The sequence below is a fragment of the Labrenzia sp. THAF187b genome, assembly GCF_009363375.1.
Classification (GTDB): Bacteria; Pseudomonadota; Alphaproteobacteria; order Rhizobiales; family Stappiaceae; genus Roseibium; species Roseibium algicola.
This window is the reverse complement of sequence record NZ_CP045344.1, coordinates 3,554,397-3,575,579: the sequence shown is the minus strand read 5'-3', so window position 1 is coordinate 3,575,579 and position 21,183 is coordinate 3,554,397. Positions and strand designations below refer to the sequence as shown.

At 59.6% G+C, this 21,183-nt stretch carries 21 protein-coding genes; 14 read left to right on the top strand and 7 right to left on the bottom strand.

From position 1 onward, the window contains the following. Window positions 1–49: 49 nt before the first annotated feature. Window positions 50–1,132, bottom strand: coding sequence for a methyltransferase domain-containing protein (locus tag FIV03_RS16390; RefSeq protein ID WP_152510297.1), 1,083 nt, complete (start codon window positions 1,130–1,132; stop codon window positions 50–52). 187 nt (window positions 1,133–1,319) lie between these two features. Here FIV03_RS16390 and FIV03_RS16385 point away from each other — a divergent pair, with 187 nt between their 5' ends. The 5 genes from FIV03_RS16385 (at window position 1,320) to FIV03_RS16370 (ending at window position 5,457) form a co-directional block, all read left to right on the top strand. Next, window positions 1,320–2,282 carry a helix-turn-helix domain-containing protein gene (locus tag FIV03_RS16385; protein WP_209009681.1) on the top strand — a complete coding sequence of 321 codons (963 nt, stop codon included), beginning with the start codon at window positions 1,320–1,322 and terminating at the stop codon, window positions 2,280–2,282. A 140-nt stretch (window positions 2,283–2,422) separates the two neighbouring features. Then, complete coding sequence (locus FIV03_RS31605) at window positions 2,423–2,593, top strand: hypothetical protein (RefSeq protein ID WP_173013870.1); 171 nt, start codon at window positions 2,423–2,425, stop codon at window positions 2,591–2,593. Window positions 2,594–2,867: 274 nt separating this feature from the next. Further along, a complete protein-coding gene (locus tag FIV03_RS16380) occupies window positions 2,868–3,350 on the top strand; it encodes a hypothetical protein (protein ID WP_152510295.1) in 483 nt (160 codons plus the stop codon). A 235-nt stretch (window positions 3,351–3,585) separates the two neighbouring features. Then, window positions 3,586–4,668, top strand: coding sequence for a hypothetical protein (locus FIV03_RS16375; RefSeq protein WP_152510294.1), 1,083 nt, complete (start codon window positions 3,586–3,588; stop codon window positions 4,666–4,668). 303 nt (window positions 4,669–4,971) lie between these two features. Continuing rightward, window positions 4,972–5,457: a hypothetical protein gene (locus tag FIV03_RS16370; RefSeq protein WP_209009680.1), complete on the top strand. Its 486-nt coding sequence runs from the start codon at window positions 4,972–4,974 to the stop codon at window positions 5,455–5,457. A 42-nt stretch (window positions 5,458–5,499) separates the two neighbouring features. Here the strand turns inward: FIV03_RS16370 and FIV03_RS16365 are convergent, their stop codons facing one another. Beyond that, window positions 5,500–6,072 (bottom strand): TetR family transcriptional regulator, encoded by a 573-nt coding sequence (locus tag FIV03_RS16365; protein ID WP_173013869.1) that lies wholly within the window; start codon window positions 6,070–6,072, stop codon window positions 5,500–5,502. A gap of 329 nt (window positions 6,073–6,401) precedes the next feature. Between FIV03_RS16365 and FIV03_RS16360 the strand changes: the two genes are divergently transcribed. The 4 genes from FIV03_RS16360 to FIV03_RS16345 all read left to right on the top strand — a co-directional run bounded on the left by FIV03_RS16360 (window position 6,402) and on the right by FIV03_RS16345 (window position 10,181). After that, a complete protein-coding gene (locus FIV03_RS16360; RefSeq protein ID WP_152510292.1) occupies window positions 6,402–7,412 on the top strand; it encodes an AraC family transcriptional regulator in 1,011 nt (336 codons plus the stop codon). Window positions 7,413–7,704: 292 nt separating this feature from the next. Next, entirely contained in the window at window positions 7,705–8,580 is an 876-nt protein-coding gene (locus tag FIV03_RS16355; protein ID WP_152510291.1) for a HAMP domain-containing sensor histidine kinase, read from the top strand. 209 nt (window positions 8,581–8,789) lie between these two features. Continuing rightward, complete coding sequence (locus tag FIV03_RS16350; RefSeq protein ID WP_152510290.1) at window positions 8,790–9,647, top strand: cysteine hydrolase; 858 nt, start codon at window positions 8,790–8,792, stop codon at window positions 9,645–9,647. 54 nt (window positions 9,648–9,701) lie between these two features. After that, on the top strand, window positions 9,702–10,181 hold the full coding sequence (locus FIV03_RS16345; protein ID WP_152510289.1) for a YHS domain-containing (seleno)protein: 480 nt from the start codon (window positions 9,702–9,704) through the stop codon (window positions 10,179–10,181). A 70-nt stretch (window positions 10,182–10,251) separates the two neighbouring features. On the opposite strand, the gene FIV03_RS16340 is transcribed toward FIV03_RS16345, so the two are convergent. After that, a complete protein-coding gene (locus FIV03_RS16340; RefSeq protein ID WP_075283783.1) occupies window positions 10,252–11,055 on the bottom strand; it encodes an SDR family NAD(P)-dependent oxidoreductase in 804 nt (267 codons plus the stop codon). Beyond that, window positions 11,052–12,581, bottom strand: a complete 1,530-nt coding sequence (locus FIV03_RS16335) for an AMP-binding protein (RefSeq protein ID WP_152510288.1) — start codon at window positions 12,579–12,581, stop codon at window positions 11,052–11,054. Before FIV03_RS16335 ends, FIV03_RS16340 begins: the two co-directional genes overlap by 4 nt. Before the next feature lie 303 nt (window positions 12,582–12,884). Between FIV03_RS16335 and FIV03_RS16330 the strand changes: the two genes are divergently transcribed. After that, window positions 12,885–13,430, top strand: a complete 546-nt coding sequence (locus tag FIV03_RS16330) for a helix-turn-helix transcriptional regulator (protein WP_023000745.1) — start codon at window positions 12,885–12,887, stop codon at window positions 13,428–13,430. Between the two features lie 36 nt (window positions 13,431–13,466). Continuing rightward, window positions 13,467–14,507, top strand: coding sequence for a PLP-dependent cysteine synthase family protein (locus FIV03_RS16325; RefSeq protein WP_152510287.1), 1,041 nt, complete (start codon window positions 13,467–13,469; stop codon window positions 14,505–14,507). A 60-nt stretch (window positions 14,508–14,567) separates the two neighbouring features. On the opposite strand, the gene FIV03_RS16320 is transcribed toward FIV03_RS16325, so the two are convergent. Beyond that, the gene (locus tag FIV03_RS16320) at window positions 14,568–16,064 is read right to left on the bottom strand and encodes a sensor domain-containing diguanylate cyclase (RefSeq protein ID WP_173013868.1); all 1,497 of its coding nucleotides are present in this window, start codon (window positions 16,062–16,064) and stop codon (window positions 14,568–14,570) included. Window positions 16,065–16,290: 226 nt separating this feature from the next. Here FIV03_RS16320 and FIV03_RS16315 point away from each other — a divergent pair, with 226 nt between their 5' ends. After that, the gene (locus FIV03_RS16315) at window positions 16,291–16,992 is read left to right on the top strand and encodes a DUF1287 domain-containing protein (RefSeq protein ID WP_152510285.1); all 702 of its coding nucleotides are present in this window, start codon (window positions 16,291–16,293) and stop codon (window positions 16,990–16,992) included. 33 nt (window positions 16,993–17,025) lie between these two features. Here the strand turns inward: FIV03_RS16315 and FIV03_RS16310 are convergent, their stop codons facing one another. Together FIV03_RS16310 and FIV03_RS16305 are read right to left on the bottom strand one after the other, a co-directional pair. Beyond that, window positions 17,026–17,751, bottom strand: a complete 726-nt coding sequence (locus tag FIV03_RS16310) for a serine protease (protein WP_152510284.1) — start codon at window positions 17,749–17,751, stop codon at window positions 17,026–17,028. A 113-nt stretch (window positions 17,752–17,864) separates the two neighbouring features. Continuing rightward, window positions 17,865–18,812 carry a LysR family transcriptional regulator gene (locus FIV03_RS16305; RefSeq protein ID WP_152510283.1) on the bottom strand — a complete coding sequence of 316 codons (948 nt, stop codon included), beginning with the start codon at window positions 18,810–18,812 and terminating at the stop codon, window positions 17,865–17,867. A gap of 113 nt (window positions 18,813–18,925) precedes the next feature. Between FIV03_RS16305 and FIV03_RS16300 the strand changes: the two genes are divergently transcribed. Together FIV03_RS16300 and FIV03_RS16295 are read left to right on the top strand one after the other, a co-directional pair. After that, entirely contained in the window at window positions 18,926–20,086 is a 1,161-nt protein-coding gene (locus FIV03_RS16300) for an acyl-CoA dehydrogenase family protein (RefSeq protein WP_152510282.1), read from the top strand. Next, a complete protein-coding gene (locus tag FIV03_RS16295; RefSeq protein WP_152510281.1) occupies window positions 20,086–21,183 on the top strand; it encodes a CaiB/BaiF CoA-transferase family protein in 1,098 nt (365 codons plus the stop codon). Before FIV03_RS16300 ends, FIV03_RS16295 begins: the two co-directional genes overlap by 1 nt.

Here is a 21,183-nt window from a genome sequence, read left to right as displayed (position 1 = left end):
GACGAACGGCAATATGATCGTCATGTCATGTGTCCTTGTTGGTGCCCGGTCAGATCCGGGCTGTGAAATACGCGTTGATGGGATCGTGCGGCAGCCGGTGGGTTTCGACCGATGCGAAGCCGGTTTCGGCGAGGTACTCTTCGGCCGTCTCCACTCCCCACATCGCACCCAGACCCGGACCACCCTGACCGATGGAGATGGGTGTGCAGTGCATGCTCGAGATCGTGTACAAGAGCGGCGCGAAGGGATTTGCGATGTTCTTTTCAAGATCGCGCGACCCACCGATATCCTGCATCAGGAAGACGCCGCCCGGCCGCATTGACTGCCGCACGAGACGCAGAAACGCCTTGGGATCCGCCTGGTCGTGAACCGCATCGAAGGCGGTCACCAGACCGAACCGGCCCAACTCGTTTGCGGCCGACAGATCACGCGCTTCGAAGTGCAGGTTCTCCAGACCCTTGGTTCTGGCTTCAGCGGCCGTCTCTGCGAAAGCGTCCTCGCAAAGATCGAAACCGTGAAAGCGACTGTTTGGATAAGCGCTCGCCAGCGCCATCATCACCAGGCCTCGCCCGCAGCCGAAATCGGCCACGTCGATGCCGTCCTCCAACCGTTGGATCAGACCCGGCACCACCGGCAGGATAGCGCTCACAAGGTTGGCGACGACCAACTGTGCGCTGTCCTCGGCCATCACCTCGTGAAAGCGATCGAAATGGTGGTAGCAAAGGCCCTCGCCACTGCGGAAACGGTCCAGTAGTTCGTTTTCGATGGACGCCGCGATGCTGATGAACTGGGTCGTGACGGCCATGTTGTCCGGGCTGGCGCTACGGGTCAGAAACGCGGCGTGCTCCGGCGGCAACGTGTAGCTTCTCGCCCGCGGGTCATAGTCGACGACACCCGCAGTCACCATCACGCCGAGCCATTCACGCAGGTAGCGTTCGTTGACAGTGGCCTTCTGCGAAAGCACCTGCGAATTGAGGCCGGGGTTGGCCGCAAGCGCATCGAACAGTCCAGCGCGGTGCCCGAGAGACGTCATGATCGCAAGTGCCGCTTCGTTCAGTGTACCGACAAAGCGTTCGGCGAAGGCTTCGGCTTTCGCTTCGTTGAATGCAAGGTTTGGGTTCTGGTAGGTCATCCGATGCTCCCGAGGTGGTAATATGCGGCACGATCTGCCGCTGTCCTGACCACGGATGGACCAAATCCGCCAACTGCGTTAGAAGCGAAAAAGAATGAAACGGTGATAATCAGACTAAAGTTGAGGGGTTTTGTGCAATATGAGCTTGAACACGACCGTTATAGGAACACGCTTGACCGGAACGTCCGTGCTGTTCTCGATCCTTGACGTGCTGGCCTCCGTGGGCCGCGATTGGGAAATGTTGCACGGCTTGCCTGCGCAATCGCCGGTGTTTCAGGTCAGCCTCAGAACCCTCGATGGGGCACCTTATTGGGACGTGAACGGGCGCAAGATCACACCTGACGGGATGCTGACCGAAGCGCCGGAACCCGACTTGATTATCGTGTCCGATTTGCACCTCGACCCAAATGGCCACCTGCCGGAAGAGTTTAACCCGGTCGCGGACTGGCTCAGTGAAGCCTACGCACGCGGCGCGATTGTCACCTCCGTCTGCTCTGGCTCAATCCTTCTGGGTGCGGCAGGATTGTTGGATGGCAAGGAAGCGACGACGCATTGGGGCTATGCGGATATGCTTGGACGAAACTTCCCGAAGGTGAAGGTTTGCCGTGAACGCATTCTCGTCGCGGCGGGGGACGGTCACCAGGTGGTCACCGCAGGTGGTGCCTCGGCGTGGGCTGATCTCATGCTGTATCTGATCGGACGGTTCGCCGGAACAGAAGAAGCCCGCAGGATCGCGAAGATCTATTTGATCGATCCACATGACCAGGGCCAGCTGACATACGCATCCCTTGCCTCCGGGCGACAACATGATGACCAGCTGATTGCAGAGGCGCAGGTCTGGGCCGCACGTAATTACCACAGATCAAGTCCCGTAACCGCCATGGCGGTAATGGCCCAAATGACCGAGCGCGGGTTTCTGCGTCGCTTCAGGAAGGCGACCGGACAGGCGCCAGCCGACTATGTGCAGACTTTGCGTGTCGAGGAAGCCAAACAGCTGCTGGAGACGACGGCGATGTCGATCGAGGAAATTTCAGCCGAGGTCGGATATACCGAACCCTCGAGTTTCCGATCTGCATTTCGAAAGCGCGTCGGGACCTCGGCGTCTGCTTATCGAAAGAAATGGCAAGCGTTGGTTCCGGTTTCATCCTGAGTATGGTCCCCCTCCCTTACGAGCTGGGCCACCAGGTTTGCATCGCCGTCTCTGCTGTTCCAGGCAACTGCCGTTCATGCGCTTCGCAGCACGTGGCGAAAAAGGCAAAGCAGTCTTTCTCTGCGAAGGACACCAACGGTATGTCTGGCTCAGGAACCGGTCGTCCGGAGGCCTGCGGCAGCAGGCAGGCGGCGGGGTTGGAGGGCAGCGATCCGTTCGGCCACCGGCTGAAACAGCGCGACGACACCAGCTTCCTGATCAGCATCCGGGCTGCCATCTTGCTGACCGTCAAGCCTGGCGGCTTTGCTTGACAAACCATCAAATATTGACGTAACGGAAGTTATCGAATAAGTTGTAGATATAAGATTTATATCGTTTTTAAATATGGAGTTGGAGATGACGTGGAATTTGCACACGTTTTTTGCAGTACTCTTTACCGCGACGATCGTCTTCACGACCATGTCTACGGTTCCGGCTGAAGCCTGCAACCCGAGATATCAGCGCTGTTAGAACAGCTGGTCTGGAGCCTTGTCCGTTTCAAAGGTTCGGCGCGTTCAAGGCTTACTCGAACTGGTGAGGTAAGGCGTGTCGTTCTGGTCGGGAAAGAAAGAGTCGCTCAATCAAAGCCTGGTGGAAATCACCTTCAGAGCGGTGCTCTCCGGCCTTGTGATCGTGTTTTTCGCGCAATTCCTGATCGCCAGGGTCGACCACCAAATCGAAGTCGCGTCGAAACGCGACGCGCTGAACACCTTCAGGAACAGCCATTTAACCAAGCTGACCACGCGGTTTTCAGACGCTTTTCTGGCCCTTGATTGTACGCGAAGCGTTAGCACCCTTTCGACGAATGCCTGCAAAAGCGATATCGCGACCTTCCTGACGGAATTGAATACGATTTTCCTGGAACTCAGGTCGATCTACCCGACTTCCGCGTTCCCGAAATTGGTCGAGCTGCAAGACCAGGCAGAACTGATGTACTCAACACCGTCGCAAGTGACCCAGCAGAACATAGACGGCTTCGCAGCCACCTTTGGAGCGTCGCTGCACGAGATGGCGCAGAACTTCAGATAAGAAAGGATGCCTGATCATGAAATGTATGTTTCACAGCTTGCTTTTTATCTGCTCAATTTCTGTCGCATGCGCTCAGGACCCGACCGGCCATATCCCTGAAGGAGCACGCTGGGTCGTTGGCGGCACATTCGCGCTGTCCAAAATTGGCGACAACGAGCTCAGAGGCAGCAAGAGTTATTCGGGCGCGGAAAAGGAGGCAAACAGACTTGCGACTTTCCTGCCCGGAATGACGATCATGTTCAATCTGGAAAGAAGCACGGTGCAAGGACGATCAGAGTACCTTGAGGGCACCACACACTACGGGATCCCCGTAGCGGTTCTGGCCCGCGACATATCGGCAAACGACTTTGGAAGCCGCGACACGACAGATGTGGTCACGCATCAGTCCTATACGGGATGCCGGGATCTTGCCTGTACATTGGAGGCTGAAGTCGGCATTGGCTATTCCTTCAAGATTGAAGAAGAAGACGATGAAAGGCTGGTTCTGTACAACCCGCAATCGGAACTGCGGATCATACACACTCTGGACGCTTTCGATCAGAATGAAGCGCGGGGATATTCCACGCGCGTCAAGGACCGAGTGCACCCGCGCCTGAAGGTTCACGACGGATATGCTTCAGAGATTTCAACCGGTTGCGGGCTGACACGCCCGGTTCAACCGCTGATCAAGGTACCGAAAGATCAATACGATACTCAGCCTCTGACCTGGGACGTCAACAGCCTGAACTGGTCGTTGAAAGCGCTGGAGCTGTTTGATGTCGGCAAGGTCGAGTTGAACCCGGAAGGTACCCACTACGTCGGACGGCTGAATTCCGAGCTCGGGGTCGGTACTGAGTCCGATGAGGGTCCCGTGGCGCTAGACTTCACGGTCTTCGCCTATCGCGATTCCGAATGGACAAATCCGGACTTCTACAAATTTGGCGGGTTGGCGCAGACCGTTACCTGCCGCAAACGCAACCCGATCGCCGGTCAACCACTGCCGCGCTACGTCAAGAACGCCTTTCTCTATTTCGACATTCAGGAAGGCGAGCACCCCCAGGACTTTCCGCTGGACCCTGTCCAGTTGCCTGACCAGTTCAAGGACAACAAGGAACTACAGGACGAATTGCGAACCTATCTGCCCCGCGCCTTTTTCTACAGCGTGAACAACGCAAGGCAGTACAAAGAGCTGTTTGAATACATCGTGGAAGACACAAACATCGCCTTCCCGTCGGCAGTTGCCAACGTGATCGCGCGGCTGAACGCCACCTGCGGACCTCAGAGCCGTGCCGAATGCGCAGATATCGTGGATCGTGTCGGCGCTTTGAGAAACGACTAGAACATCTTGCTTTTGCTGCGTGCGCGGCACGAAGACCACAGCTTAGGTCAGGCCAACGGTGTGCCGGGGCGGCAATATCGGCTTTCACCACGTTCGAAGCTGCCAGTTCCGGGCCCCTTCCAGCCAATCGGCTCGCTTTTTCTCGTCATACCCGTGCCGCCCCTGTACCCTACCCTCCATCCTCTAAACGGGATGATCCGGTAACGCCCACCAAGGGAGGCGGTCGTGATTCAGCTTGCTTCGTTTTTTGCAAAGCCTCTTTTGGGGAAACTTGGTGTCAGTGATGAGGCCAGGGAGCGGTTTGTGGCGTTACAGAAGGCCGTGACAGGGGATACGGGCACGGCCTGGATTCCGCTGTCCCGACCTTCCGCAACACTCGATTTTTCCACGCACCGGCAGATGGCGTCCGACATCCACAACGCCGGTGAAATTGGCCCGGAAGAAGAACCGGTCACCTGGAAGGAGTTCGTCTGGACGTCGGACCAGGCCATCAAGGACTGTGTCCTGCACAAGATCTCCTGGCGGTTCTACGAGAACGGACTGATTTGCCTGGAGGTTTGTGGCAGCAAGGATGCGGTGGGCCTGGACGGCAGTGACCTGATCGGCCACCGGCTGGAGCTGCGCGACGACACCGGTTTTCTGATCGGCATCTGGGCCGCCGCCTTCCTGATCGTGAAGGACACCGAGCGGCGCAGTTTCCAGACTTCGGCCGAGGATGACCACAAGCTGTTGAAACTCCATTTCGGCAAGCTGGCCGAACAGCAGACCGGCATCGCTTTCCGCATCTGAAACCGCCAGACACTCGACCGGTCTGTCCTGCCAAACGCTTGCTCAGGCGGGAATCAGCGTTTCGGCGATGGCCTTTGCGGTTCTGGAGGCGGCCGGCATGCCGCGCACCTGTGCGGTGGCGATGGCGCCTTCCTTCAAAAGGGCAAGCTGTTCGGCAAGGCTTGCCGGGTCTTCGGCGCCGGCCTGACGACACAGTGGCTCAAGGTAATCGACGATCCGCTGCTTGTGCTCGGCCGCCGTGCGGTGGATCGGGTGCTGGTGGTCGCCGAATTCGCTCGCCGCGTTGATGAAGGCGCAGCCGTTGAAGCCGAGCCCCTTGAAGGCACGGCCGTTGAACCAGTCCTCCAGCGCGTCGAACATGGCCAGAAGCCGCTCGCGCGGCCGTGGCGAGGCTTTTTCCATTTCGCCCATCAACCAGTTGCGGAACTGCTCGTCCCGGCGGTTGAGCGCGGCCAGGATAAGCTCCTCCTTCGAGCGGAAGTGCTTGTAGAGCGTCATCTTGGCCACCCCCGCCTCGGCGAGGATCTTGTCTATTCCGGTCGCATTGAACCCGCGGGTGTAGAACAGCCTGAGCGCTGTATCCACGAGTTCGTCTCGGCGTGATTGCACCACCATCTCCATATACAGACAGGTTTGTCTACTTCTCTATCCTGTTTCGCCCCCTCTCGTCCACCCTCACACAAGGGTATCACGGCTTATTGACATATATACAGACCTGTCTGTATAAATTTCCTCAACGTCACGTTTTCAATCAGGAAGGCGGTAGTCATGTCCCGAAATCATATCGCGGTTCACATTCTTGCAGACACCGGCATTTGTTCCGGGAAACGGTCTCACTGGCACTACGTGGCTCTTGCCAGCTGGTCTGTATCCGGTGCGCGCTCTGAACTGGCGCAAGGTCAAGCCCCTATCCCGACGTACCGTGCAGCAAGAGGGGGCTGACGATGGCCAGTGTCATTGCCGCCTTCGCGCACACCATGGCCGCTACCGCAGGACTGACCATGACCAGCGACGGCAAGCTGGTCGCAGCAGATGGAACCGTGCGCCATGAGGTGCGTACCGAGGATGAGCGCATACCGGACACAGCCCACTTCGAGCTGCTCGACTGGATACGCAGCTGGTATCCGGATGAAACAGGGCTGGTGTTTGCCTATGCGCAGAAAATCAAACCGGACGATCTCGGCGTTCTGGGCCTTGCCATCAAGACCGCGCCCACTCTTCGCACCACACTGCAATTGATCGAGCGCTACTTCCGGCTGGTGACCGACACCGCGGTATATTGCCTGGAGGAAGACGGGCCACTTGCTGTCTTCTCCATTGCCGGGCAGACCTCCCCTCAGCCGATCCTGCATCTTCGTAACGAATGTGCCCTTGCAGGCTTTGCTCATAATCTGGCGTCTCAAGTCGGGCCGCGCCTGAAAATTGAAGCTGTCACCTTTCGCCATCCCTGCCGCGGTGAGGCAGAACGCTACGCAGCGTTTTTCGGCTGCCCGGTCCGCTTCGGTGAAGCGCAAGACGCCATTATGATGGCCCAGCCGATGCTGGACCTGCCAAACCGGCTTGGAGATCAAGGCGTCTGCACTTTCCTGACCGATCATCTGGAGACGGAAATCGACGCCCTGCCTGCCGGCAGCGCGTTGACGCGCGATCTTCTGAACCGCCTGACGAAAACACTCAGCAGCGGCGTACCTTCCGCGGCAGCCGTCGCGCGTGATCTCGGTATGAGCGAGCGCACCCTCTATCGCCGCCTGGCGGAGGAAGGGCTGACCTACCGCGACATGCTGCGCGAGGCACAGACGAAGCTGGCTCGGGAGCTGCTGGCAGGCAGCAGCTGTTCCATTGCCGAAATTGCCTTCCTCACGGGCTTTTCCGAACAGAGCACCTTCACCCGTGCGTTCAAGCGTTGGGTCGGCCAGCCACCGGCGCAATTCCGGCAACACAGCGCGACCGTCTGAGAACACACCCGCCCGACGCACTGGCTCACGGCAACCGTCGCGTCCAGATCTGGAAAAACCCCGAAACAGTCGCAAATCCCGGAAGAGCCCGGCCCAAACTGGCCGGGCTCAACCTGTTTTGCTGTCTTCTGGCGGGCCCGAACTGGCTTGGCAGATAGGGCCAAAACAGTGGCAGGCCCGGCCGATACCGAGAGGGCACTCCCGGCGTATTCAAAAGTCATCGAACGACGGAGCGGTCATCACCGGGCACTTTCCCGCAGCGCTCCGGGGCTTTTGAGACAAGGAGCGCCACATGATTATCGAACAGATCACGGCCCGCAGTCCGGCCAGGCATGACCATGTACCTTCGACCTTTCCGGCAGCACTGCCGCATTCGGACAACGTGGCCGACAGCAACGCCTATGGCAGGACGCTTTCCATCGTCGCCCACGACCTGCGCGGTCCCCTTGCCAACCTCTCGCTGTTGATTGAGCACATTGCCCAATGCGCGACCTGGGAAGGTCAGCCCGCCATTGCGGATAACGCCGCAAAGGCCGACCGTATCCTCCAGCACCTGACCGGTAGTCTCAGCGCCCTGGTCAGGCGCGGCAAGGAAGGACGGGATCCGCTCTCCTGCGTGCTGCGGCCAGTTGATCTGGCCGAGGTTCTGGCGCTGGCGGTCGCCGTCAACCAGCCGCTGGCTCGCCGCCATGCGGTCAATCTGGAAATTGTGTCCCTATCCCCGTGCCTGATCTCAGGCGATGCGGAACTGTTGTTCGAGGCCTTCGACAATCTCATCGGCAATGCGGTGCGCCACAGCCCGGACGACGGCACCGTTCTTTGCGCTATCACCCGGGAAAATGACGGTAATGTCTCCGTACGTATCAGCGATCAGGGTCAGGGCTTCACCGCTGCCGATCTTGCCCGGGCCTTCCGTCCCTTCACCCAACTTTCCGCAAAGGCGGCCCGGCCCGGGCCATCCTCGGGACTCGGCCTCTGGATCGCCCGGCTGATTGCCGAACGCCATGGCGGAAAGATTGCGGCCCGGAACGGAGACGGAAGCAGTGGTAGGGGCGCGGTTCTGACCGTGCGCCTGCCGACCCTACCCGCAAATGATGCGAAACCGGTTTCAGTCCGCCGGAAGGTTCCCGAGCGTGCCAGCAAGGCACCGGACCACGCAACTATCTGACCTCGGCTTTCTGACCTCAGCTTTCTGGCACCGGCGTGCCGGTGCCGCCCCATGGAACGCGGCCACCCCCGACGCCGACCCTGCCCTGCGCCGGGAACGGGAGAGCCGTGCCTTCAGGCACCCGGTGATCGGCCGCGAACCTGACAGCGTTTCAAGTTGATGCGCTGCCCATCCCAAACCCTGTCCAACACAAGCAATGGAGACTTCATATGGACAACGAACATGACAAGACCTGCGCCTGCTGCGTAACACCGGAAACGGTTGATCACGCCCGCCGCCGCCTGCTTGCCGGGGCAGCCGGTGCGGCAACTGTGGGTGCCGTCGCCATGGCCACCGGTTCCGCCACCGCCGCAACCGAAGAAGCCCGTGCGCTCTATGCCGATCCGGAAAACCCGGGCCTGCCGCAGATCGACATGGAGATCGAAGCCGGCCGCACCGCGCTTGTCGTTACCGATCCGCAGATCGACTTCCTGTCCGAAGACGGTGTCACCTGGGGTGTCGTTGGCGAAAGCGTCACCGAGCAAGGCACCGTCGACAACATCGAACGCCTGTTCAAGGCGGCCAAGGCTACCGCGATGCCGGTGTTCATCTCGCCCCACTACTATTATCCGCACGACCACAAGTGGCAGTTCGAGGGCACCTTGGAAAAGACCATGCATTCCATCGGCATGTTCGATCGCCCGGGCCCGCTCTCCCTGGAGAATTTCGAAGGGTCCGGCGCCGACTGGATGCCGCAGTACAAGAAATACATCGAGGACGGCGAAACCGTCATCTGCTCACCGCACAAGGTCTACAGCCCGGCACAGAACGATCTGAACCTGCAGCTGCGCAAGCGCGGGATCGACAAGGTGATCCTGGCCGGCATGTCCGCAAACCTGTGCACGCAGGCCCATCTTTATGAGCTTCTGGAGCTCGGCTTCGAAGTGGCCGTGGTTCGCGATGCGACCGCAGGCGCCAAGGTGCCCGAGGGCGACGGCTACCTCGCCGCCATCATCAATTTCCGCATGGTTGCCAACGGCGTCTGGTGGACCGACGACGCAGTCGAACGCATCGCCCGTTCCGCCTGACCACCAGCACTTTCCTCAAAACCGACTAACCCAACCCAAGACTGGATCAAACCGATGAAACTCAAATTCGCCCTTCCGGCCCTGGCCGCAGCCCTTGTTCTGTCCACCGCCGCCCTTGCTGCAGACGAATACAACGTTGCCAACGGCCTCACCCTCAACGGCAATCCGCTCGGCATGCACGGCATCGACCCTGTTTCCATGTTCGCAGGCGCGACCCCGGGCGTTGGCGATGCGGTCCACACCTCAAGCCATGATGGTGTCGACTATTATTTCGCCACTGCCGAAACCAAGGAGCAGTTCGACGCTGCTCCGGAAAGCTTCCTGCCGCAGTTCGGTGGTTTCTGTGCCTTCGGCATCTATGTCGGCAAGAAACTTGATGGCGACGTCCGCTTTGCCGACATCGTCGACGGCAAGCTCTATCTCTTCGTCAATGCCGTCATCTTCGACAAGTACCTGGAGCAGAAGGACGAGGTTCTCGCCGGCGCTTACGCCAAGTGGCCGGAGATCCGCGAGACAGCCATTGGCGATCTCTGATCACCCATCAAGCCAAACAGGGACGAGCCCCTCCCCGGGGGCTCGTCTGCCGTTTTGGTGGTCGACAGCCTTACTGAGCTGTCCAGCCGCCGTCGACGGGGATGGTCACGCCCGTCACGTTGTGCGCCACCGGGCTGCACAGCCAAAGCGCCAGCGCACCGATTTCAGACGGGTCGGACGTACGGTGGGAAGGCTGTTTTTCCGCAAGAAGATCTGCAACGCCCTTGTCGCGATCGCCGCCATGAAGGGCGGCGCGGGCTGCCACCTGAGGCTCGATGATTGCGGTTTCCGTCCAGCCGGGCGCGATACAATTGACCGTCACCCCACCCGAGGCTCTGGAACCGCTTGCCGCATATTCCAGCGCGGCCACCTTGCTCATGCCGACGACACCGAATTTCGAAGCCACGTAAGGCGCCTTGTTGACAGAGGCGACCAGCCCGTGCACCGAGGCAATGTTGATGACACGGCCAAAGCCGCGTTCGGCCATCGCCGGCAGGGCAAGACGCATCGTATGGTAGACGCCTGACAGATTGACGCCGATGATGGCATCCCATGTGGCAGCATCCGCCTCGGCAAAGCTGACCGTCTTCTGGATACCTGCATTGTTGACCAGAATATCCGGGCCGCCCCAGGCGGCAACATCCGCCATCATCGTCTCGACAGCCGCCACGTCGCGCATGTCAGCGGCAAAGAACCGGGCGTCCGGTGCCCCGGCAGCCTTGATCTCTGCCACAGCCGCTTGCGCCTCTTCCGGGTTCGCCAGACCGTGGACGGCAACGCGTGCCCCCGCCCCCGCCAGTGCCTTGGCAATCGCCAGGCCGATCCCCTGAACGGACCCGGTGACAAGAGCCGTTTTTCCGGTGAGATCTGTCATGCCGTTTCCTCCGCTTCGAGCTGTTGTCTCAGGTCCGTTTTCAGGATCTTGCCGTAGTTGTTTTTCGGCAGGGCAGCCGGGAAATGATAGTGTTTCGGCCGCTTGAACCGGGCGATCCGGTCCAGACAGAGCTTGTCGAGCTCAGCCTCGCTCACGCTCTGGCCCGGGTGACAGGCAACAAAGGCGACAACGATTTCTCCCCACTCCGGGTCCTGCCGGCCAACGACTGCCACCTCGTGCACAGCAGGGTGAGTCAGCAGCACCTCTTCGACCTCGCGCGGGTAGATATTGGAGCCACCGGAAATGATGACGTCCTTGGACCGGTCCTGCAGCGTGACGTAGCCGTCCTCATCCATACGGCCAACGTCTCCGGTCCACAGCCAGCCATCGCGGATGGTCTGGGCTGTTGCCTCCTCGTTTCGCCAGTAGCCCTTCATCACCGTATCTCCGCGCACGGCAATTTCCCCGACTTCGCCGCGGGGCAGCTCCCGGCCTTCGCTGTCGACGATCGCAACCCGCACGACGGACTGGGCCGTGCCGACGGAATTCAGCCTCTCGCGCCAACGTGGATGGGTGCGGTCACAGACTTCGGCGCGCGGCAGCGCGGTGATGCCCATTGGGCATTCGCCCTGACCGTAGATCTGCACGAACCGTGCGCCCATCACTTCAACCGCTTCCAGAATGTCCGCCTCGTACATTGGTCCGCCGGCATAGACGATGGTCCTCAACCCACGGCCAGTGCCCCCGGAAGCCTTGGCGACATCCACCAGGCGGCGGACCATGGTAGGCGCGGCAAACATGGAGATGGAGCCGATCACAGGCGCGATCTGCAGGATTTCGGCGGCGTCGAACCCGCCGCTGACGGGCACGACGTGACGCGCCCCTTTCATCACATGCATAAAATTGTAGAGCCCGGCACCATGGCTCATCGGTGCGGCATAGAGGATCGCATCCTGCGGCTTGACGTCATCGACATCGACAAAGTAGCTCAGCGCCATCGACGCAAGATTGCCGCAAGTCAGCATCACGCCCTTGGGCCTGCCGGTGGTACCAGAGGTATAGAAAAGCCAGGCAAGATCTGCAAGATCCAGAGCTTCCGGTGTGTTGTGCGGTGCTACCTGGCACATGGCGCCGAATTCAGGACTGTCGAGCGAGACAAGACGCACGCCCTCCGGCAGATGTGGCGCCAGAAGTTCGGCGGTCTTTCTGTCGGCGAACACAAATTCTGCACCGGAATTCTCCACCATCCAGGCGGCTTCCTTTTCGTGCAGCTTGGCGTTTATCGGCACGGCTGCGCCACCGCGCCACCAGATGCCGTAAAGCGCTTCCAGATAGCGCGTGGAATTTGCGGCAAACAGTGCGACCCTGTCTCCCTTGCCGATGCCGTAGCCGGCAAGCGCAGCGCTTATTGCCCCGGCACTACGAGCAAACTCCAGATAGTTTGCCTTGCGCTCGGTCCCCTGCAGCAGCGCCGGACTTTGCGGGCTTCTCGCCGCGCTCCGGTATAACCATTCTGCCGGATTCATTCTGTTCTTCTCCCCCCGATATGCCGTCTGGTGCAATGCCGCCGCGTTGGTCCGCCATCCCGCTTTTCTCATCCTTCGAGACGCGAGCAAGGCTTGCTCATCAGGACAAGAATGACCGGCCGGGCATGCCCTCCTCCGGACACACCCCGGCCAGTCTCCTCCCGGCACCTCCCTCATCCCTTCGGCTCGCTGGTTCTTCCGGACCAGATGTGGTTTCCAGAAAAACGGCCGTGCAGGACAGCTATCTGATACTCTTCAGACCCTTAGAGCGAAAATTCCGTCAAAACACGTAACGGGGAGCCCATGGACGACTTCGCAGCGCTTGCTTTCGACAATGCGCCCGTCGGCCTGGCCTTGACGGAAGAACGGCAGATCCGACGCTGCAATGCCCGTCTTGCCGATATGTTCGGCTTTGAACCGGAGGAACTTTCCGGGGCCTCGCTGTCTGTCCTTTATCCCTCTTCGGAAGAGTTTCTCCGCATCGGCAAGATCGGACTGGAACGGATGAAAGGCAGTGGCCGCTACCGGGATGAACGCATCATGCGCCGCAAATCCGGAGATCTGTTCTGGTGCCGCGTGCGTGGCCAGTCTCTCAACCTTGAAGCCCCGTTCGCCCGGGCGGTCTGGAGCTTTGCCGACATTTCCGAAGACCGGCCATTGGCTGAAATGAGCCTGCGTGAACGCCAGGTGGCCAAACTGCTGGCCGAAGGAAATACAACCAAGGAAATCGCCCGCCTGCTCGGGCTGTCACCGCGCACGGTCGAGGTCCACCGGGCCCGGCTGATGAAGAAATTCAGCGCCCGCAACAGCCTGGAACTCATCGCCCATATTGCGGGCATTCCGCTTTAGCGCCACTCTTGGGCAATAACTGCTGGGAGACCTGCGATGGACAAATGGGTGCGGGATGCTGTCGCCAGGATTAACGCGGATGCGCATCGGTCCGCCGATACGCATCTGTTCAAGCTGCATGGCCTTAGTTGCGCCGGTGTCGATATCTATCTGAAGGATGAAAGCACCCATCCGACCGGCAGCCTGAAGCACCGTCTTGCCCGGTCGCTGTTTCTTTATGCGCTGTGCAACGGCAGGATCCGCGAAGGCACACCGGTGATCGAAGCCTCGTCGGGCAGCACAGCCGTTTCGGAAGCTTATTTCGCGCAAATGATCGGCGTGCCATTCATTGCCGTGGTGCCGCAAAGCACCGCCCACAGCAAGATCGAGCAAATCCGGCTCTACGGCGGTGAACCGCATTTCGTCGCATCAGCGCCCGAGATGCACGGCGCGGCGGTGGATCTTGCCGAACAGCTCGGCGGGCATTTCATGGACCAGTTCACCTATGCGGAGCGGGCAACCGACTGGCGCGGGAACAACAACATTGCCGAAAGCATCTTCAACCAGATGGAATTCGAGCCACATCCCGTGCCGAAGATGCTTGTGATGAGCGCCGGCACGGGTGGCACGTCCGCAACGCTTGGCCGGTTTATCCGCTACCGGGGCTACGACACCGGCCTGACCGTAGTCGATCCGGAAAACTCGGTCTTCTATGATGCCTATCGTACCGGGAACCACGCTCTCACCGAAAACTGCTCAAGTCGGATCGAAGGCATTGGCCGGCCAAAGGTGGAACACTCGTTTCTGCCGGACGTCATCGACGACATGATCAAGGTGCCCGATGCCGCAAGCATTGCAACGATCCTGTGGCTGGAGAAACTGATCGGCCGCAAGGCGGGCGCTTCCACCGGCACAAATCTCTGGGGCGCGCTGCAAATCGCCGGCCGGATGATCGACAATGGCGAGACAGGCTCGATCGTCACGCTGATGTGTGACAGCGGCCAGCGTTATCTCGATACCTACTACAATCCGGACTGGGTCACGGCGAAGTTCGGCGATATCTCGCCCTACGAAGAGGAACTGGCACGCTGGGTCTAGACAAGGAGCAGGCCTGGGGAAGAAGGCAGGCCAAAGGAATGTCGTTCACTTTCACCGCAGCTAGCTCGCCACCCGCATCCTGTAGGCTTCATACGTCAGGACGTTTGCCCCGCTCTTCTTGGCTTCATACATGGCCTGGTCCGCGTGGGTGATCAGCGATTTGGCATCATCTGCATCATCGGGATAGAACGATACCCCGATGCTGATGCTGATGTTGATTTCCTTGCCCTTGATTTCCATCGGCCGCGAGACCTCCCGGTAGATGCGGGAGGCACAGGCCAGAACATCCTTCTCTTCCGCATAATCGCCGATGATCACCGCAAACTCATCCCCGCCGATCCGGGTCACGACATCCCCTTCGCGCGTGCAGCGCTTGATGGTGGAGGCAACGGCCTGGAGCAGCGCGTCCCCCACCGGATGCCCGTGGCTGTCGTTGACCGGCTTGAAGGTATCAAGGTCCAGCATCATCAGCGCAAACTTGCGGTTATCCCGGTCTGCAATGGCAACGTTTTCCGCAAGGCTCTGGCTGAAATGTGCCCGGTTCGAAAGGCCTGTCAGATGATCGGTCATCGCTAGCCGCCTGACAGCTTCTTCCGTCTTCTTCAGGCGGGTAATGTCCGAATGGGTGCCGGACATGCGCAAAGGCTTGCCGTCTTTCGTCCATTCGACCACACGTCCCCTGTCGAGAACCCAGACCCACCTGCCCTCCTTGTGGCGCATGCGAATTTCGTTGTCGTAGGCTTCCCTTGCGCCGGAAAACACCTCTGCCAGCTTCTGCTCTGATTTTTCCACATCGTCCGGATGGGTCAGCCGGTACCAGGTCTGTCGGCTGACCGGCTGCAACTCGGACAGCGAATAGCCGAGAATTTCAGCCCAGCGTTCGTTGTAGACCACCTCCCCGGTCTGAACGTTGCATTCCCAGGTCCCGACGTTGGTGCCGAAGATGATCTCCCGCAAACGCTGCTCCGAGGATCGCAGCCGCTTGTGCGCGGTGTGCCTTTCAAGCAGCAGAAAACTGACGACGACAAGCGACAAGCCAAGCGTACCAACCAGGCCGACCATCCACTGGTTCCGGGCGTGATAGGCAGAGGAAAGTTCCGCGCTCTTGCTGTCGACCATTTCCTCCAGGCGGTTCTTGTAGTGCCACAGTTCTTGTTCCCGCCGCCGGTCGTCGGAAATATCGTGCACCACGGAAAGCAAAGCCTTCCTGCCGTCGTAGTCCACCGGAGTTGAATGAACTTCCACGCTTCGAACGGAGCCATCTGCCAGCTTGTGGCGGAAGATGAAGAAATTTCGGTGTTCAGCCTTGGCAAGTTGACGTTCGGCTTCAACCTGCTCGGCGGTCAGCTGGTTGATGTTCTGAATGGACATGCTGCGCAGCGTATCCCGGTCGAACCCGTAGAAGTCTGCCGCGGCATTGTTGGCATCAAGAATGCCTCCGGTATCCGGGTCAATCAGCATCATGGTTGCACTATGACGCAGAAAAAACTGCTCATACGACAGGGATGTCTGTTCGGCCTGGGCTGGTACCGCCAGCCAGGACAAGAAGACAATCATTGCCGCTTTCTGCAGTATTTTCCCAAATTTCGTCAACATTTACCGCCTTTCGCTGCAGTAAAGCCTCATCAGATTAAATTTTCTAGAACAAAAAACTCGCAATTAGCCAACTTCCGTAATGACATGGGCATTGTTTACCCAGCGGAAAAAACAGGCAGTTATCGCTTCGCCCCATTCCGGTCCCACTCCGCCAGTATTCCGGCTTCAGATTTATGGGAGCTTTCACATGAAGCGGCGTACATTCCTGTTCGGAACCGGTCTACTGGCAGCAGGAGGCGCGTACGCGGCACACACCTTCCCCGCTTATCGGCTGCAAACCGGGTTGCAGCTCGTCAGCAAGGCACTTGCCGGACCGTCCATGCCGCCCACTGAAGCAACCGCTAACAGTTTTGCTTTGCCCAATGCATGGGCCGGACAGCTGATTGGGGCGGCAGAAAGCCAGATCGGCGTTACGGTGGTCTACGATCCGGCCTATGTCTCGCTCCCGTTTCCCAATGGCGACCTGCCGCGCGAACGCGGTGTATGCACCGATGTGGTCATCAGGGCCTATCGCGATGCCTTCGGCTACGATCTCCAGTCGGCCGTCAATGCGGACATGAAGTCGGACTTTTCGTCCTATCCAAAGATCTGGGGCCTCAAACGCCCGGACAGGAACATCGACCACCGGCGGGTGCCGAACCTGCAGACCTTCTTCAGACGAAAAGGCGCAGCTCTTCAGGTCACCGCAAACGCCAAAGACTATCAGCCGGGCGACATCGTTTCCCAGATGCTGCCCGGAAACCTGCCGCACATGGCGATTGTCAGTCACCGTGCCTCCGCAGACGACGAACGGCCGATGGTGGTCCACAACATTGGTGCTGGAACGCAGCTGGAAGACCGGCTGTTCGATTTCGAAATCACCGGCCACTACAGGTTCAAACCCGCCTGACGCTCCAGGGCTGAAGTTTGCCTTTGACGCGGGTCACCCCTCCGTAAGCGTCATTAGAATGTCCGCATACCAGGCGCAATTGAGGCCTAGCGCCTCATCCAGCACGAGATCGCGCGTGCCGACGTCGAGGCGGGCGGAGTGAACGCCAAGCAGTTTCCACGGCAGTTCGCTTGCGGTGCCTTCCGCATTGCGCATGACGACCGGAGCCCCACTTGTGCCGCGATGCGTCCGGGCATCGGTCAGGAAATAGCCCATGCCCTGAAACCGAAAGCCGAAGGAGGAAGCCACGACCGCGTGGCGGACCACCGGCATGTGATGGAGCGTGTCATGAAACCCGAGCGGAAAACCGACAACCAGGATGGATGATCCGATCTCGACATGCTCTTGCGGGTCACTCAGGTGTTCCGGCCCGAAGGCCCGATAGACGATATTTTCAGGTAGTGCCGACCGGTCAATCTCGATCACGGCAACGTCGATATCGCCTGCGGCATCCTCTCCCTGGCGCCAGAGGCTTTTGCCATCCCGGAAAAGCGGGATCGAAAAAGCGATGGAGTCGGCCAGGTTTTCAGGATCGTTGTGGAGTTCGATTTCGATACGGGAGGGATGATGCCCGCTTGCCTCATCCACCATGACATGCCGGCTGGTAACGAGAAACAGGCGCTCATCACGCGCAAAGAAAAAGCTGCTGGCGTTCGTGAGATAGGTCTGGTCATCAAAGGTGGAAATACGGGGCGAGGTCAGCAGGACAGCGTCGATCATCGTCAATCGGTTCTCCAAAAATAGCGGGAAGCCTTGCACACATGGACAGGCTGCTTGCTCAGCCAGCATAGGGCAGTATCGGGAAAACGACAGAGCTCCGGGTTTTGTTCCCGTCAGGAGACTTGCGCGGTGCCAGAAACCTGCGGTGGCCGGGAAGCGGCCCAGGCCCCCTTGTCGCGCAGATCCAGAATTACCTCGCGCAGCAACGCGTGCACCGCTTCCAGCGCCCGCGTCACCGGTCGTCCACCCGGCGACATCAGATGAGCCCCGCGCCAGAGCCCCGGTGCGGCGATGCGGCTGACACGAAGGGAACCTGCTGCCACCTCCTCCGTCACCGCGTAGAGCGGCAGGATCGACGGGCCAAACCCGGCGGCCACCAGGCGTTTGATGTTGTTGAAGGAGTCGATTTCCATCGCGATCTCAGGTGCAAAGCCCTGCGCCTGGAACGTCCGGTCTATCAGCACCCGCAAACCGTGCGCTCCGCTTGGCAGCACCATTGGCACTTTGTCGAGTGCCTCCATGTTCATTTCCAGCGGACGTTCGGCATCGGCAGGCCACAGAACCACAAGCTCTTCTTCAAGCAATAATTCAGACCGGATACGTGCATCCTTGGAACGGCTGTAAAGCACGGCAAGATCGATCTTGCCTTCGCTCAGCCAATCACCAACGAAACCGCTCATGGCCTCGGTAATGTTGAGCGTGATCCGCGGAAAGCGCTCACGTGCCGCCAGGATCAGCGGCAGCGACACCATGGCGCTGATCGTGCCCGGCAGGCCGATCCGCACGATGCCGGACGGATCGGTTTCCAGATTGCGGATATCGTCTTCCGTGCGCGCCAGATCCTCGAGAATTGCCCGCGCCCTTTGCAGCAGCAGCTCTCCCGCCTCCGTGGGCGTGACACCGGAGCGGCTGCGCGTCAGCAGCCTGGTCCCAAGCTGCTCTTCCATGTTCTTCAGGTGCAACGACAGGGCCGGCTGCGCCACATGCAGGCTTTCGGCAGCCCGGGTGAGCGAACCCTGCGCGACAATTTCCTGAAAATAACGGAGTTGGCGAATGTCCATGGCAACAAGTTACCATATGAAAATTATATGGTAACTATCCAAAACATATATTTGTTCAATAGCAATTCAGCGGCTTAACTGCGGTCAACGAACACGCAAGACGAAAAGCCCACATGACAAGCCAACCTGATAGCTACCAGGACATTCGCGACGGCATCCGCGCGCTATGTGCCCAGTTTCCCGCCGAATACCACCGCAAGATCGATGAGGCCCGCGCCTATCCGGAAGAATTTGTCGACGCCCTGACACGCGAAGGCTGGATGGCCGCACTTATCCCGGAGGACTACGGCGGATCCGGCCTCGGGCTCACCGAAGCTTCGGTTATCATGGAAGAAATCAACCGTGCGGGCGGCAATTCCGGCGCTTGTCACGGCCAGATGTACAACATGAACACGCTCGTGCGGCATGGCTCGAAAGAACAGCGGCTGAAATATCTGCCGAAGATCGCAAGCGGCGAATTGCGGTTGCAGTCCATGGGCGTGACCGAGCCGACGACGGGCACGGACACCACCAGGATCAAGACCACCGCCGTGAAGAAGGGCGACCGCTATGTCGTCAACGGCCAGAAGGTCTGGATCAGCCGTGTGCAGCATTCCGACCTGATGATCCTCCTGGCGCGCACAACGCCGCTCGCCGACGTGCAGAAGAAATCGGAAGGCCTTTCGATCTTCCTGGTCGATATCAGGCAAGCCATGAAATCGGGCATGGAGGTTCGCCCGATCCTGAATATGGTCAACCACGAGACCAACGAGCTCTTCTTCGACAACCTGGAAATCCCGGAAGAAAATCTCATCGGCGAGGAAGGAAAAGGCTTCAAATACATCCTTACCGGCCTCAACGCCGAACGCACGCTGATTGCCGCCGAATGTATCGGCGATGGCTACTGGTTCACCGACAAGGTGACCGACTATGTGCGCGAACGGGAAGTCTTCGGCCGTCCCATAGGCCAGAACCAGGGCGTCCAGTTCCCGATCGCCGAAGCCTATATCGAGATCGAGGCCGCCAACCTGATGCGCTACAAGGCCTGTAGCCTGTTCGATGCCGGCGCTCCCTGCGGCGCGGAGGCAAACATGGCCAAATACCTGGCCGCAAAGGCAAGCTGGGAAGCGGCGAATGCCTGCATCCAGTTCCATGGCGGCTTCGGTTTTGCCTGCGAATATGACGTCGAGCGCAAGTTCCGCGAGACGCGGCTCTACCAGGTGGCACCAATCTCCACCAACCTCATCCTTTCTTATGTTGCCGAGCATGTGCTTGGCCTGCCGAGGTCGTTCTGATGGTGCTGCCGCTGGAAGGATTGAAGGTCGTCGCCATCGAACAGGCGGTGGCCGCCCCCTACGCCACGTCCCGGCTTGCGGATGCCGGAGCGACAGTCACCAAGGTCGAACGGCCCGAGGGTGATTTTGCCCGGGGGTATGACGACGTTGCCAAGGGCCAGTCGAGTTACTTTGTCTGGTTGAACCGGGGCAAGGACAGCATCACGCTGGATCTTGGTTCCGACACGGGCAAGGAAAAGCTGGCGCAGCTGATCGCAGACGCCGATGTCCTGATCCAGAACCTCAAGCCTGGCGCCTTGGCGCGCCTTGGTTTTGATCCGGACAGGTTGGTTGTGGATTATCCGCGCCTTATTACCTGCTCCATCAGCGGTTTCGGCGAAACCGGGCCGATGGCCGACCGCAAGGCCTATGATTTGCTGATCCAGGCCGAAACCGGTCTTTGTTCGATCACCGGCGGGCCGAACGAACCTGCGCGTGTCGGCATCTCCCTTGTCGACATCGCCACCGGGGCAACGGCCTATACCGCCATTCTGGAAGCCCTGATCCAGCGTGGGATCACCGGCAAGGGCACGCAGATCTCGGTCTCCATGTTCGATGTTCTTGCCGACTGGCTGACCGTCCCCCTTCTCAACCATGAAGGCGGCAAGAGCCCCCAGCGGGTCGGCCTCGCCCATCCTTCGATTGCGCCCTATGGCGTCTTCCAGCCAAAGGAAGGTCCGGCAATTCTGATCGCCATTCAAAGCGACCGGGAATGGAGGACCCTTTGCAGCGACTTCATCGGAAAACCCGAACTCGGCACCGATCCAAGGTTCGCAACAAACGTCGCACGTGTGAACAATCGCAGGCAAACGGATGCCGCTGTTGGCGAAGCCTTTGCGAAAATTGATGCCGAAACGGCCATCAGGTTGTTGACGGATGCCAATATCGCATTGGCCTCGGTCAACGATATGGAAGGCCTGTCGACCCATCCGCACCTGAGGCGTATCACTGTCGACAGCCCGAATGGCCCGGTCTCCTTCCCCGCCCCCGCCGCCATCTTTTCGGGCGAACCGCGCAGCTACGGCCCAGTCCCGGCCCTCACCCCCCTGGAGGCGTGA

Bases quoted from the DNA above. Each gene is read 5' to 3' on its own strand.
- FIV03_RS16390 (WP_152510297.1), bottom strand. From the start codon at position 1,132: ATGACCTACCAGAACCCAAACCTTGCATTCAACGAAGCGAAAGCCGAA.
- FIV03_RS31605 (WP_173013870.1), top strand. From the start codon at position 2,423: ATGTCTGGCTCAGGAACCGGTCGTCCGGAGGCCTGCGGCAGCAGGCAG.
- FIV03_RS16375 (WP_152510294.1), top strand. From the start codon at position 3,586: ATGTTCAATCTGGAAAGAAGCACGGTGCAAGGACGATCAGAGTACCTT.
- FIV03_RS16365 (WP_173013869.1), bottom strand. From the start codon at position 6,072: ATGGTGGTGCAATCACGCCGAGACGAACTCGTGGATACAGCGCTCAGG.
- FIV03_RS16360 (WP_152510292.1), top strand. From the start codon at position 6,402: ATGGCCAGTGTCATTGCCGCCTTCGCGCACACCATGGCCGCTACCGCA.
- FIV03_RS16355 (WP_152510291.1), top strand. From the start codon at position 7,705: ATGATTATCGAACAGATCACGGCCCGCAGTCCGGCCAGGCATGACCAT.
- FIV03_RS16350 (WP_152510290.1), top strand. From the start codon at position 8,790: ATGGACAACGAACATGACAAGACCTGCGCCTGCTGCGTAACACCGGAA.
- FIV03_RS16345 (WP_152510289.1), top strand. From the start codon at position 9,702: ATGAAACTCAAATTCGCCCTTCCGGCCCTGGCCGCAGCCCTTGTTCTG.
- FIV03_RS16340 (WP_075283783.1), bottom strand. From the start codon at position 11,055: ATGACAGATCTCACCGGAAAAACGGCTCTTGTCACCGGGTCCGTTCAG.
- FIV03_RS16335 (WP_152510288.1), bottom strand. From the start codon at position 12,581: ATGAATCCGGCAGAATGGTTATACCGGAGCGCGGCGAGAAGCCCGCAA.
- FIV03_RS16330 (WP_023000745.1), top strand. From the start codon at position 12,885: ATGGACGACTTCGCAGCGCTTGCTTTCGACAATGCGCCCGTCGGCCTG.
- FIV03_RS16325 (WP_152510287.1), top strand. From the start codon at position 13,467: ATGGACAAATGGGTGCGGGATGCTGTCGCCAGGATTAACGCGGATGCG.
- FIV03_RS16320 (WP_173013868.1), bottom strand. From the start codon at position 16,064: ATGATTGTCTTCTTGTCCTGGCTGGCGGTACCAGCCCAGGCCGAACAG.
- FIV03_RS16315 (WP_152510285.1), top strand. From the start codon at position 16,291: ATGAAGCGGCGTACATTCCTGTTCGGAACCGGTCTACTGGCAGCAGGA.
- FIV03_RS16310 (WP_152510284.1), bottom strand. From the start codon at position 17,751: ATGATCGACGCTGTCCTGCTGACCTCGCCCCGTATTTCCACCTTTGAT.
- FIV03_RS16305 (WP_152510283.1), bottom strand. From the start codon at position 18,812: ATGGACATTCGCCAACTCCGTTATTTTCAGGAAATTGTCGCGCAGGGT.
- FIV03_RS16300 (WP_152510282.1), top strand. From the start codon at position 18,926: ATGACAAGCCAACCTGATAGCTACCAGGACATTCGCGACGGCATCCGC.
- FIV03_RS16295 (WP_152510281.1), top strand. From the start codon at position 20,086: ATGGTGCTGCCGCTGGAAGGATTGAAGGTCGTCGCCATCGAACAGGCG.